This window comes from Neobacillus sp. SuZ13, assembly GCF_030123365.1.
In the GTDB taxonomy this organism is placed as follows: Bacteria; Bacillota; Bacilli; order Bacillales; family Cytobacillaceae; genus Neobacillus.
Genome location: NZ_CP126107.1, coordinates 5,105,371 through 5,118,874 on the forward strand (window position 1 = coordinate 5,105,371; position 13,504 = coordinate 5,118,874).

Here is a 13,504-nt window from a genome sequence, read left to right on the forward strand (position 1 = left end):
TTACCTATCGAGTAATTCCCTTTTAATCCCTTCCCGGTTCATTCTGACGATTTGCTTTCTTGCCCTTACCATATCCTCGGTTTTTCCATAATGAAAATAAGTCACTACCCCCTCTGGATAATCCTTGCTCCTCCCCGCTCTTCCAGCAATTTGGACAAGGGCACTTTCTGAAAAAACAGCATCTTCTGCTCCTACCACGGCGACATCTATGTTGGGGAAAGTTACCCCTCTTTCAAGAATAGTCGTCGTCAAAAGCAATGGGATATCTTTGGAACGCATTCTTTGCACCTTCTCTTTGCGGTCAGGGTCTTCGGCATGGACTGCTTCTATGGTTGTAGCCAATTGCCGTAAGATAGGGAGAGCTTTTTCCATTAAAGGGATATGTGGAAAAAACACTAAGGCTTGCTTGTTTGCATGAATCCGCTCAGTTATCCAGCGGAGGACGTTGTTCGGAAGCTTATTCTTTTGCAGCTGCTTTTGCCAATTACCACACCATTCAAATTCAGGGACTGGGAGTGGATGGCGATGGAAACGTGCTGGAATCGTGGTAAATGTTCGTTTTCCTGTCCGGCATTCTCTTTGCCATTTTTGATTAGGTGTAGCAGTAAGGTAAATCATGGCGGAGGACGTCTTTCGAGCCTGGATAGCGGCATACTGAAGCGATTCCTCGACTGTAAACGGAAAAGCATCGACCTCATCTAATATAATAGCGTCAAAGGCCTCGTAAAAGCGGAGCAGCTGGTGTGTGGTTGCAATAGTGAGGGGAGCATAGACATGGCGGTCCTCACTTCCACCGTAAAGAGAGGCAACTTTTATTTCCGGGAAGGCGGCTTTCAATCTGGGTGTAAGTTCTAAGACGACATCAGTCCGTGGCGTGGCAATGCAGATTCTTTTTTTAGCAGCAAGTGCCGTTTCAATCCCAGCGAAAAGGACCTCAGTTTTCCCTGCCCCGCAAACGGCCCAGACTAAGTGTTCTTGATTTTGCTGAATAGCACTGGTTACATGGTCCGATGCCATCTGTTGCCCCTTAGAGAGCGTCCCCTGCCAGTGTTTGATGGTTGCTGGAAGTTTGGTGTCAGGCACCGGACCATTCCAGCCGATGAGCGTGGTGCAGGCACTGATCCTTCCCATCATGATGCAATGACGGCAATAGAGGCAAGTTTCTCCACATCTTGAGCATGGGTAGGAGGCAAACCAGTGCGGCTCTTTGTTGCCGCATCGGGCACAAACTGGCTTTTTCGCTACATAGTGAATTCCTTTCCGGTAGGTGATATAGCCATTTTCATAGTGGGTTTGGATTTCAGTGAAGGGTATGGGGATATCATCTGGGAGGAGCTGTTTGCCAGTGAGAAGCTGCTGCAGGTCAGGATTGTAAGAGAAGGATGGATTGAGCGGCGGCTGGGGGATGCTGGGCAGTTTTGAAATTGGAAATGAGTCTTCTTGTGTGGCGGTTGGTATTAATAGGTTGTTTTTTATAATAAATCGCACTGGGTCACCTTCTCTGGACGGAATAATATAGTCGATCTTTTGTTTTCCCTGTTGTTTTCAGTTCTAGTTTATGAAGTTGTTTTTGTGTGGTATGAATAGTTGGGAGATGAAGGAATACTCTTGCCTCTTGGTTAGTGATTGTTGGCTTGTAGAGGTAGAAATAGTGACTAAGGTTTTTTAGAATGACATCATTCGAGATAGTATGACAAGCGGGGCAGCTCCATCTCCCTCTTTTGTACTTCATCGGAATATAGTTGCATTGTTCATTGGGACAGCAAACACCACTGCGTATATCCTTTTCTGTTAGATTGTATTCTTTTAAGATGTTAATAGGCTTTGGGCTGTGTTGATTTAAGAGTAAGTTTCCTATTTTAGTCATTGTCTCAGGATCAATCCTTTCGTGATTATATCGTTGTTCCATGCCATCAATCTTATTAAAGAGGTCTCTTCCTTTGCATATTTTGGAAAAATCTAATTTGTCTCCGGAATTAGCTTTTAAGATTGTACTAGTGCTTTTGAAAAAAATTAGAGTATCAACCGGGAGTAGATTGCACTGGTTTTTGATCAACCAATTGCGCAGGAGGGATTGAAGTCGTTGACATTGAACGCGCGGGTCCTCGAAGGATTCCTCTGTTCCATCTTCATGTGTTCGGATCAGTTGTTTGAAGGTATTATCAAATGTTAACGTACCCAGGATGTTTTTGGCTTCGATGATAAGGATGTACCTTTGAGAAAGTAGAAGGGTGTCTATTTGGAAGTGGATACTATTGTATTGAAGTTGAAGGTCGTGGAAGATGTGGTATTTATCTTGTGGAAGTTCTTTAACGTAGTTTGCTAAGGCAACTTCTCCCCAGTATCCAGCCCATCGTTTCGCTAGGTCTTTTTCAATTTCTTGATATTTTCTGTGGCCGATGATGAGACGTAATTTTAAGATTTCTGTTAAAAATAGTCTTTGGGGTGGGATTAGCTTTTTCATGATCAAAGTATCGATCAGCTCCTTTATCGTTTTTGAGAAATTTCTACAAATTTTGAATGATTTCCTGCTTATTTGTGGAAGTTTTTTTTGGATATGTGTCAGTTTGATGTCTTTGCTCATGTGGTTGGGCGGATTTCGCCAACTTGGCCCAGGATTTCGCCAACTATCGGGGTTATTTCGCCAAACAGGGGAGGGATTTCGCCGATCTCGGAACTTATTTCGCCGAATTCCCAAATGATTTCGCCAATCCCCTTTTTGATTACCTATTTTAGAGACTTCGAGTCATATACCCGGGCTGATTTTCAGCTTGCTCTAGCTGGAGTGGATTTCGCCAACTTAGCCCTGGATTTCGCCACCTATGAAGTTATTTCGCCAAACCGGGAAGGGATTTCGCCGATCTCAGAACTTATTTCGCCGAATACCAAAATGATTTCGCCAATCCCCATTATAAAGGATCACAACAACACCAATCCTTCCACCCCCAAAAATAAAAACCATTCCGGCCCAAAAGACGGAATGGCAACTCACTTATTTACTTATCTAATTTTTTCATCCAGCCCAGGCCCATGGCTCCTTCGCCGAGATGGGTACCGATGACGGCGCCGAAGTAACTGATTGTAAATTCGACGTTAGGATACTTGGCTGCCAGCTCGTCTCTCCACTCCTTGGCTTCTTCCTCACGATTGGCATGGATAATGACAGCTTGATAGCTGTTGCCGCTAGAGGCATCCTCATCAAGAAGGTCAACGATTCGCTTCATCGCTTTCTTACGCGTGCGGATTTTTTCAAATGGGACAATGACTTTGTTTTCGAAATGGAGCAGTGGTTTCACCTGAAGGAGGCTGCCGATAAAGGCTTGAGCACTTGAGAGGCGTCCCCCTCGTTGCAGGTGAGCTAAATCGTCCACCATGAAATAGGCCCGTGCCGTCATTTTTAATGCTTCTAAATGAGCCATAATCGTTTCAGGATCCTCACCCTTAGATGCCAATTTTGCTGCCTCAATAGCATAAAAACCTTGCACCATGCAGCTGATTTCCGAATCAAAAGGGTGCACCTCAATGCCCTCAACCATCGAACTAGAAGTGACCGCCCCCTGAAATGTACCGCTGATTCCACTGGAAAGATGGATGCTAATGACTGCATCATGCTCCTTCGCAAGGCTCTCAAAAAGCTCAACAAACTGGCCAATGGGTGGCTGGGAAGTGGTTGGCAGCTCTTTTGTCTTAACCTCTTCATAAAACTGACTCCAAGTAATATCCACTTCTTCGTGGTAAACCTCGTTTCCAAAGATGACATGTAACGGGATCATATGTATATTCCATTTATCACGTAAATCCTTTGGGATGTACGCAGTACTATCTGTGACGACAGCTGTCTTCATAACAAAATACCATCCTTATCTTTTTACCTACTATATGGTATTTTATCTGAAACACAGCTAAATTGCATTAATTGGTCAAACAAAAAGAGCATACTTTTAAAAAGCATGCTCTTAAAAACCCGATTACTTTACCTCGACCCAGCCATTTTTAATGGCGACAACCACGGCTTGGGTGCGGTCATTGACGTTCATTTTTTGTAAGATGTTGGAGACGTGATTTTTAACTGTTTTTTCGCTGATGAATAAAGCTTCGCCAATACCACGGTTGCTTTTTCCATCGGCAAGCATTTGAAGAACTTCGCATTCGCGTCGTGTCAATAAATGCAACGGGCGGCGAATTTCCATTGTTTGCAGGTAAGCCCCGCCACTGCGAGCGACGCCCGCTGCCAGTTTGCGGTACTCGTTTACTAAATTATGAGTAACCTTTGGATGCAAATATGATCCGCCGTCAGCGACAACTTTGACTGCTTCTATTAAGGCATCCGCATCCATTTCTTTTAATAAGTAACCAATGGCACCGGTTTGTAAGGCATGGGTCACATAGTTTTCATCATCGTGAATGGATAAGATAATAATCTTCGTGTCAGGATATTTATCGACTAATTCACGCGTAGCCTCGACACCATTCACTTGTGGCATATTGATATCCATGATCACCACATCAGGTCTGAATTCTTCTACTAATCTTAAAGCTTCGCAGCCATCATCACCCTCAGCGACAACTTGGAACGATTTTTCAAACTCTAGTATTCTTTTAACGCCTTCTCTAAATAGTTGGTGATCGTCTATAATGACAATTTTCGTAGTCAATTGTAACGCCTCCTAATCCTTCTAATTTCGAAATTTTCTCCATTGACGGTAGGTTCATAGTTTTCTAGTTAATTAGTGGTACTCGAATCAGTACAGCGGTCCCCTTACCTATTTTTGAGTCAAAGGTAAGTTCCCCTTCAAGCAGGTCAACCCGCTCACGCATTCCGATCATGCCAAATGACTCAGGTTTCTTTTCTGTGATATCAAAACCAATACCATTGTCCTTAATTAAGACGGTAACTGATGCATTGGTTATTTCTAACCGTACTTTGATTTCACAGGCATTGGCATGTTTTAATGCATTTTGCACTGATTCCTGTATCATCCGGAAAAGCGCGACTTCATACTTAGTTGGAAGTCGGCGCTCTAGTCCGATATTCACAAAATCAATTTTCGATTGGTTATGATATTCTTCGATGGTTCGCAGGTATTTTCTGAGGGTAGGAACAAGACCTAAATCATCTAATGCCATCGGACGAAGGTCATAGATAATTCTTCGGACTTCATAAAGTGCCGAACGGACCATTTTTTTAAAGCTGCTGACTTCAGAAAAAGCCTCATCCGCGCCCTTTTCCCTATAGACACGTTCAATTAAATCAGAACGCATAATGACATTAGCTAGCATTTGAGCGGGGCCATCGTGGATATCCCGTGAAAGCCGCTTACGTTCCTCTTCTTGTGCTTCAATGATTTTTAATCCAAAATCCTGTTTGGCTTTAGCATGTTCAAGTACTTTGCCAACCTGCTTAAGATCACTAGTTAAGTAATTCATCACAACAGAAATTTGCGATATCAATTGGTCGGCACGATCAATCGTTTCGTCCAACCCTACCAGACGATTTTCAAGGTCTGCCCTTTTATCCAAAAGTTGCTTTTTGTATTGCCAATTAATAGAAAGATCCATTTGCAATTGATGGGCCTTTTCATAGGCATCACGGACCTCTTCTTCCGAATAATTTTTAAAATTCATACTGACTTCTGACAGCATGCTCCTTGCTTCAAGGACTTGTTTTTCAAGTCCCTCGCCTTCAGTAGTGAGTTTTACCATCATCTGCTTAATATTGTCTAACTCATTGATCATGTTTTCATAATCTTGACGGCATTGCTCACCTATCTGGAAGATGTCACTTTTTGAGCAAGTAACGGTTTCAATCATTTCTTCACGAATTTCATCAATTGATTTCATATTGATTTGCTTAATCTTCATACACATTCCTCCGATAAGAAAAGCAATAAGCGTTTGAACGCTATGGTTAAACAATATACTAATTTCAAACAAATGATTTCATTATCTTTGGATTTTACCTAAATGTCTTGTAACATATTTTACATTGGATTGAATCAATTTGCTAATCTTATCATACACGTTACCATTAATTTAAGTAAAAAGTAGTAGTATAATAGGAATGCCACTATCTGCCCATAAAACAGGTTTCCACTACTTTTATCTGTTTTATTATAACATGGATATTTTACTGCCATATTAAAGTTATATTACACCATTATGAAATTTAGAAAGGAGTGCACTGAATGCTGCCTCGATACAATACCGTAAAACAAGCTGGTGAACATGAAATTATTATACAAAAATCACGATTTATTGCCCATGTCCAAAGAACGGAAACTGAATTGGAAGCTCAAGAATTTATCCAATCCTTGAAAAAAAAGTATTGGGATGCCACCCATAATTGTTCTGCCTATCTCATTGGTGAGAATGATCATATTCAAAAAGCCAATGATGACGGAGAACCAAGTGGTACAGCAGGAGTACCTATTCTTGAGGTATTGAAAAAAAGAAAATTGAAAGATACCACAGTTGTCGTTACCCGCTATTTTGGCGGAATCAAATTAGGGGCCGGCGGTCTTATCCGTGCTTATGGGAAATCTGCATCAGAAGGCCTGGATGCAGTCGGAATCGTCGAAAGAAAGTTGATGCAGATCTTCCATATTACAATGGATTATTCTTGGCTTGGAAAGATTGAAAACGAATTAAGATCATCCAATTATATACTTAAGGATATTCAGTACCAAGAAAATGTCGAATTTGAAGTATTTGTGGAAGAGGTGCAACAGCAGGCATTTACCGAATGGATGATCGAATTAACAAATGGACAGGCTCAGATCACAAAAGGAGAAATGACCTATCTAGAATGTGATATTTAGGCATTTCTTTTCTCTCACTTTGTCCAAATGCAGGAAATTTCAATTTACAAAAAATTTCATTTTACCAATCTCCATAAATATTATAAAATAGAGTAGATTTTCAACAAAAGCTGACATTTTTCTACTTTGATACTAGGAGGCAATCTATGTCTATCAATAGACAAGTTTATAAAAATAAGAAAAAAGGTAAGAAAAAGCGAAAACGAATTTTGCTATGGATCATCATGCCGATTCTATTATTGATTATCGGTGCAACTGCATACGGAGGATTTCTATATAACAAAGCTGAATCAGTCATGAATAAATCCTATAAGCCGATTGAACGCGATACAAAGTCAACAAAAACCAATGTTAAACTTGAAAATACATCGATCTTATTTATTGGTGTAGATGACAGTGAAAAACGGAAGGAGAGCGGCAGTTCTCGTTCCGATGCGTTGATGCTGGCTACTTTTAATAAAGAAGAAAAATCTATTAAACTATTAAGTATTCCACGTGATTCCTATGTTCATATTCCTGAGAAGGATATATATACAAAAATTACTCACGCCCACGCGTACGGCGGCGTGAAACTTACGCTTGAAACAGTAGAAGAATTACTAGACGTTCCTGTCGATTATTATGTGAAAATGAACTTTAACGCGTTTATTGATGTCATTAATGCCCTTGATGGTGTCGAAGTAGACGTCCCGTTCACCTTTTCTGAACAAGATTCCGAGGACCATGCCAAAGCTATTACCTTGAAAAAAGGTTTACAAGAACTAGATGGTGAAGAAGCTCTTGCATTTGCACGGACCAGAAAAATTGATAGTGATATTCAAAGAGGTCTTCGCCAGCAGCAAATCTTTAAGGCGATTCTCGCAAAGGGTTCATCCCTTAAATCGATTACTAATTACACCGATGTCATGGAAGCAGTCGGAAAAAATATGTCAACAGACTTAACGTTTGATCAAATGAAATCATTTATCAGCTATGTTCAGGCTGGATCTGGAATTGATGTTGAATCGATGTCACTAAAAGGATCCGATTCCTATATTGACCATGTTTATTATTATCAACTTGACGAAGCTGCTTTAGAAGAAACAAAGTCTAAACTGAAGGCACATCTTAACTCAACAACAACAGCAAGTACAACAGAAACAGAATAAACAAAAAAACCCGGATCTTTAAAGGATCCGGGTTTTTTTTTTGCATAAATTTCAAGTAATAGAAAACAATAAAAGGGTAATCCACTGTTGTGATTCACCCTTTTAATAGTAACTATTATATTATCTGTTTTTGTTCAAAATTCCCATAATACGGAGAAGCGGCCGATAATTTTTATTGATTAATCCAAGCGTTTCAACAAAGAGCTCAATCGCCAAAACGATTATGGTCATGATTAAGATCGAACCCCATACGGTTGTGATCGTAAAAATAAAGGCTGCAAGACCAAACATGGCACTCATTGCATAAATTAACAGAACCGTTTCGCGATGCGTAAAACCTAGTTCTAGTAAGCAATGGTGTAAATGGGATTTATCTGGAGCTGCTAATGATTTCTTATTATATATACGGCGGATGATAGCAAAAAATGTATCCGAAATGGGAACACCTAAAATAATGATCGGAACAACAAACGAGATTAATGTTACATTTTTAAAACCGAGCAAGGAAAGAACCGAGATCATATAACCAAGAAAAAGTGCACCGGAATCACCCATAAAAATTTTAGCTGGATGAAAATTATAGATCAAAAATCCTAACGTGCTGGCGAGAAGGATTGTCCCCATTGCGACTACATAGCCATTCCCCATCACAATCGCCATCCCAGAAATAGTGATAAAGGCGATGGAAGAAACACCTGCGGCCAAGCCATCCAGACCGTCAATTAAATTAATAGCATTGGTAACGCCCACAATCCAGATGACCGTAATTGGAATACTGAAAACCCCAAATTCTAAGTAGCCGTTAAACGGTAAGTTAATAAACTCTACTTCCACACCGCCCCACATAACAACGATAAGTGCAGAAAGGATTTGTAAAGCAAATTTTATTTTGGCTGACAATTCATAGATATCATCTAACATACCAGTAAGTAATATAATAACGCCCCCAGCAATAATGGCTGCATGGTAGGGACTATTTGGTTGCAGAATCAGTAGACCGAAAAGGAAACTAATATAAATCGCTAACCCGCCTAAACGCGGCATAATCTTAGAATGTACTTTACGCTGATTAGGACTGTCTGTTGCTCCTAATTTAAAAGCCAATTTTTTGACAATTGGTGTAATTAAAATGGAGCATAAAAAACATAATATTAAGGTCAGATATAACATGAAGACCCTCCCTATTAGTATAATGCCCCATTAATAAATTTTAGAAACAGGCACATATTTCTAAGTACACTACAACGAACATATTATAGCACACCCAATTTTACTTTGGTATAAGTTAATAAATTATCAGAATATTCAAACTTAACATCACGATGCTAGTAATTACTACTTTCACCATGTAAGACGATTGGTCGCTCCAAAAGGTTACAAGTATTTTTAGCAAAATAGACAGTAGGCTATTTGCGCAATTTTAATTTAAAGATTTGTATGATAAAACGTGGTATGGCCAACATTCGTCTCCATCTGGTTGGCTGGCTAATCAAGCGATAAAACCATTCAAGATTCAACTTTTGCCAGATATGCGGTGCACGCTGGACCTCACCGGCAAGCACATCGATACTGCCTCCTACCCCCATAAATAGCCCATGGGAAAACTGGTCGAGATGCTTAGCGATCCATTGTTCCTGTCTAGGAAATCCTAATGCCACAAATACGACATCAGGGTTAGCTGCTTTAATTTCAGCAGCCACCTGACTTTTCTCCCAATCAAAAAATCCATGATGACGTCCGACGATTTGAATGTCAGGATAGGTATTGTGAATATTGTCTACCGCTTTTTGATTGGTTTCTTCGCGCCCGCCTAAGAGATAAATTTTCAACTTTTTCTTACTTCCAAGTTCAAGCAGGCGGACTGTAAGATCATAACCAGCCACTCTTTCCATGATAGGAGTACCTAATATTTTCGATGCAAGAATAATTCCATATCCGTCTGGAACGACCATGTCGGCCGATTGGACAATTTTTCTATAATCAGTATGTTCATGTGAATACATGACAATTTCCGGGTTAGCAGTGACAATAAAGGATTTACGCTTATTATTTATTCTTAAAAAGAGATCCTCGACCACTTGATCAAAGCGTTTGTTCACAAAATCTATTCCTAAAATGGTAACCAAGTTTGTTTTCATCCTAACTACCCTTTGCAGCTAAGCCTTTTTGTTTTTGCATGACCTGTTCACGGAATTTTTTCTGCTGTTCCGGAGTCATTGTCTTATATTCTTTTAGGAATTTTTCATATTCGGGAATGACTTCTTTAACAGGTCCAAATTTTTTAATTTCCCCATATTCTAACCAAACAGCTTTTTCACAGAACTCTTTAATTTGACCCATCGAATGACTGACAAAGAAAATGGTTTTCCCTTTTTCTTTAAACTCAAACATTTTGTTCTTTGATTTTTGCGCAAAAACCTGGTCACCTACAGATAAGGCTTCATCGACAATTAGAATATCTGGATTAACAGTGACCGAAATTGCAAAACCAAGCCGAGACTTCATCCCGCTGGAATATTTTTTTACTGGTTGGTCAATAAATTTTCCGATATCGGCAAATTCAATGATTTCAGGTTCCATCTCTTTGATTTCTTTCTTTTTAAAACCGAGCATTAAGCATTTTAACTCAATATTCTCTCGGCCTGTCAATTGATTATTCAGACCAGAGGAGATTGCGATAATCGAGGTGGTTCCAAACGTGGTAACCTCACCTGAAGTGGGCGGGATCACGCCTGCTATAATGTTAGACAGCGTCGATTTTCCGGAACCATTGACACCGACAAGTCCGATGACATCCCCTTTCTGGGCAGTAAAGGATATATCTTGAAGCGCATAAAAATCCTCGCCATACCCACCCGGTAAAACGACATCTAGAAGCTTTTCTTTTGGTGATCGATGCATTTTATATTTTTTAAAGACATTCTTTACTATCACCGTTTCACTCACGAAAAATCAACTCCAATTTACAAGTAATCAACAAAACGGTTTCTAAATTTCAAATGAAGGACAGAACCGATGAAAAATAACACGACAACAGTAATCCAAAAATACAATGTTAATTGTGGATATTCAGCTGGATACCATGTCGTTCCAAGTAAGGCCGCTCTGTACCCTTCAACAATGTAATACAAAGGATTTAATTTTAATACAAAAACAAAGTCGATTCCATTGATCATTAAATGATCTGTTTGCCATAAGAGTGGTGTTAAATATAATAACATTTTTAATACGGACTGAACGACCTGCTGGACGTCCCTAACAATGGTTGACAGTGTGGACGTAACCAGGGCAAGGGAAAGCAAGAATAATAACGTAGCAATCATAAAATAAGGCAGCTGTAAAAAATAGATGCTAAGTTTAAAATCAGTAAATTGTAAAAAGACAGTGACAACGGCCACTAATATGAGATGGGTATAAAAATTCGCCATGATGACAAAAGAAGGAATTGCGCTCATCGGGAAACTCATTTTTGCGATTAATTGGATTCTCGAATAAATCGATCGTGATGAAGCAGAAATCGCGGGATTGACGAAAAACCAGACAATCATTCCTGTGACCATCCAAATAAAAAACGGAACATCTATACCATTATCCATCGGAACCTCTCGGCCTTTCCGAATTCCGGCCCCAAATACAAACCAATAAATAGTCAGCTGAATCATTGGATTCAGTATTTCCCAAAATCTGCCGAGATAATTATTCGTATTCGCACTTTTCAATTCAAAGGCAGATAACCTCAGGATCAAGTAAAAGGAACTGATTTGCTCCTTTACAATCGTAATCATCGATTTCATGAAAATTGTCCTTCCTATCGCTAATAATAACCTTGTTCATTATACATTAATTTCTCCAAAGGGACATAATAAAAACAAAGCTTCGACATGAAAATATCGAAGCTTGTCACATTTATTAAATTAATACCCTGTACTCTTTGCTTTAAACCACTCTTCAGTAAATAAATACTGCACAAGGTTTTGACTTGAACAGCCCTTAGAGTATTGATTCCATTTTTCAGAATAATATTCGACTTGGCTTAAATCAAAACGGTTGTTTTGAATCAGTTCAATAATCGATTCCGTATCTTTCACTAAAGGTCCTGGCAGGTGCTCTTCAAATCCTTCCATGACTCCACGCTGTTGTTTGTATTCATCTAAATCATAGGTGAAAAAAATCATTGGTTTATGTAAAAGTGAAAAATCGTATGGAATCGACGAATAATCAGTAATCAGATAATCGGCGGCAACTAGCAGCTCATTAATATCATATTGGCTTGAGGAAAGGTCGACAACGAAATCTAACGATCTTGTTGCAAAATCCTCCTTGTGAACAATTGCCGGATGTAACCTTAGAATTAACCGATAGTCTTGTCCTAGCTCACGCGCCATTTTTTCAACCTCTAAGACAAGGTTAAAATGTTCTAACTCATGGTCTCGATAGGTTGGGGCATAGAGGATTATTTTTTTATCTCTCAAGCTCGGATGTTTTTGTAGTAATGTATCGATTGCTTTTTGTTTCGCCTCTTTATTATAGAAGAAATCAGTTCTCGGAACGCCTGTCGGCAGGATATTCTCCTTTTTTAAATGAAAGGACTTCATGAAGATCTCTGTCATCACATCCGAACCGACCACTACTCGGTCAAATTTACTATATACCTGTAAAAAGCGCTCTCTTGCTCGAACTGTTCTCGATTTGATGGATTCATCTTCAAGACCGAACTTTTTAATTGCTCCCGAAGCATGCCATAACTGTATACACTTGACTTCTCTCTTAAAGGACACGGCAGCTAGGAAGCCAAAGTAGTTATCGATAAAAATACGGCGGGAAGTGGCTAAATGAAACACAGCTTTCATCCAGTTCAAGAGATGTTTAGCCTCAAAGAGAATGGTCGTGGCCCCTTGTTCACCTTTAAACCTAGGAAACGCCTTTTGTTCACAGAGAAACACCACTTCAGTTGGAATGCGCTGCCGGAGAATTTCTTCATACACATACTGGGTGTTATCACCAAAACTGACCACGAACGTGGTTTTGTTTCTAAGCGGCCACAGACTAAAGATGGAAAATAGACACTTAAAGATGAGTAAATAAAAACAAATGGCTAGTTCCCTAACCATTTGTGACAGCATTTAAATCTTCTTTTATTTGTGAAGTAGAGATTCCAATGGTTCTTGGCAGGTACACCACTTCGCAATATTCTTTTAGAAAGTCAAATTTTCCTTTCCAATCATCACCCATCACAAAAACATCAATATCATGTTTAATTACATCTTGAATTTTTTGGTCCCATGTATTTTCCGGAATCACTTCATCCACAAAGCGGATGGATTCTAAAATTAACTTTCTGTTTTCAAAGCTGTGGTAGGCTTGTTTGTTTTTCCCCTTGTTAAATTCATCTGTGGAAAGACCGACCACTAAATAATCACCTAAGTCTTTTGCTCGGCTAAGTAAATTTATATGTCCAAAATGTAGTAAATCAAATGTTCCATATGTTAAAACCTTTTTCATTAGAGTAATTCCTCCTTCTATTAGTATTCGGAAAAA

Annotated in this window: 13 protein-coding genes; 2 read left to right on the plus strand and 11 right to left on the minus strand. The window is 39.5% G+C overall.

What is annotated here, in order from left to right; all coding sequences use genetic code 11:
• From QNH17_RS25350 to QNH17_RS25370, 5 genes are all read right to left on the minus strand, one after another.
• Entirely contained in the window at positions 1-1,488 is a 1,488-nt protein-coding gene (locus QNH17_RS25350) for an ATP-dependent helicase ComFA (protein WP_283875901.1), read from the minus strand.
• A gap of 4 nt (positions 1,489-1,492) precedes the next feature.
• Complete coding sequence (locus tag QNH17_RS25355) at positions 1,493-2,464, minus strand: nuclease-related domain-containing protein (RefSeq protein WP_283879598.1); 972 nt, start codon at positions 2,462-2,464, stop codon at positions 1,493-1,495.
• A gap of 532 nt (positions 2,465-2,996) precedes the next feature.
• Positions 2,997-3,845 (minus strand): DegV family protein, encoded by an 849-nt coding sequence (locus QNH17_RS25360; protein ID WP_283875902.1) that lies wholly within the window; start codon positions 3,843-3,845, stop codon positions 2,997-2,999.
• A gap of 123 nt (positions 3,846-3,968) precedes the next feature.
• Complete coding sequence (locus QNH17_RS25365; protein ID WP_283875903.1) at positions 3,969-4,655, minus strand: response regulator; 687 nt, start codon at positions 4,653-4,655, stop codon at positions 3,969-3,971.
• A gap of 64 nt (positions 4,656-4,719) precedes the next feature.
• On the minus strand, positions 4,720-5,862 hold the full coding sequence (locus QNH17_RS25370) for a sensor histidine kinase (protein ID WP_283875904.1): 1,143 nt from the start codon (positions 5,860-5,862) through the stop codon (positions 4,720-4,722).
• A gap of 323 nt (positions 5,863-6,185) precedes the next feature.
• Between QNH17_RS25370 and QNH17_RS25375 the strand changes: the two genes are divergently transcribed.
• Positions 6,186-6,818, plus strand: coding sequence for a YigZ family protein (locus tag QNH17_RS25375; RefSeq protein WP_283875905.1), 633 nt, complete (start codon positions 6,186-6,188; stop codon positions 6,816-6,818).
• Positions 6,819-6,964: 146 nt separating this feature from the next.
• Entirely contained in the window at positions 6,965-7,966 is a 1,002-nt protein-coding gene (locus QNH17_RS25380) for an LCP family protein (RefSeq protein WP_283875906.1), read from the plus strand.
• Between the two features lie 120 nt (positions 7,967-8,086).
• Here the strand turns inward: QNH17_RS25380 and QNH17_RS25385 are convergent, their stop codons facing one another.
• The 6 genes from QNH17_RS25385 to tagD all read right to left on the minus strand — a co-directional run bounded on the left by QNH17_RS25385 (position 8,087) and on the right by tagD (position 13,468).
• A complete protein-coding gene (locus QNH17_RS25385; RefSeq protein WP_283875907.1) occupies positions 8,087-9,136 on the minus strand; it encodes a glycosyltransferase family 4 protein in 1,050 nt (349 codons plus the stop codon).
• A gap of 236 nt (positions 9,137-9,372) precedes the next feature.
• Positions 9,373-10,104 (minus strand): WecB/TagA/CpsF family glycosyltransferase, encoded by a 732-nt coding sequence (locus QNH17_RS25390; protein ID WP_283875909.1) that lies wholly within the window; start codon positions 10,102-10,104, stop codon positions 9,373-9,375.
• A 1-nt stretch (position 10,105) separates the two neighbouring features.
• Positions 10,106-10,912 carry a teichoic acids export ABC transporter ATP-binding subunit TagH gene (gene tagH, locus QNH17_RS25395; protein WP_283875910.1) on the minus strand — a complete coding sequence of 269 codons (807 nt, stop codon included), beginning with the start codon at positions 10,910-10,912 and terminating at the stop codon, positions 10,106-10,108.
• Positions 10,913-10,929: 17 nt separating this feature from the next.
• Entirely contained in the window at positions 10,930-11,760 is an 831-nt protein-coding gene (locus QNH17_RS25400; RefSeq protein WP_283875912.1) for an ABC transporter permease, read from the minus strand.
• Positions 11,761-11,880: 120 nt separating this feature from the next.
• Positions 11,881-13,089, minus strand: coding sequence for a CDP-glycerol glycerophosphotransferase family protein (locus QNH17_RS25405; RefSeq protein WP_283875914.1), 1,209 nt, complete (start codon positions 13,087-13,089; stop codon positions 11,881-11,883).
• Positions 13,070-13,468 (minus strand): glycerol-3-phosphate cytidylyltransferase, encoded by a 399-nt coding sequence (gene tagD / locus QNH17_RS25410; RefSeq protein ID WP_026567721.1) that lies wholly within the window; start codon positions 13,466-13,468, stop codon positions 13,070-13,072. The genes QNH17_RS25405 and tagD overlap by 20 nt, the downstream gene beginning before the upstream one ends.
• Positions 13,469-13,504 lie beyond the last annotated feature (36 nt).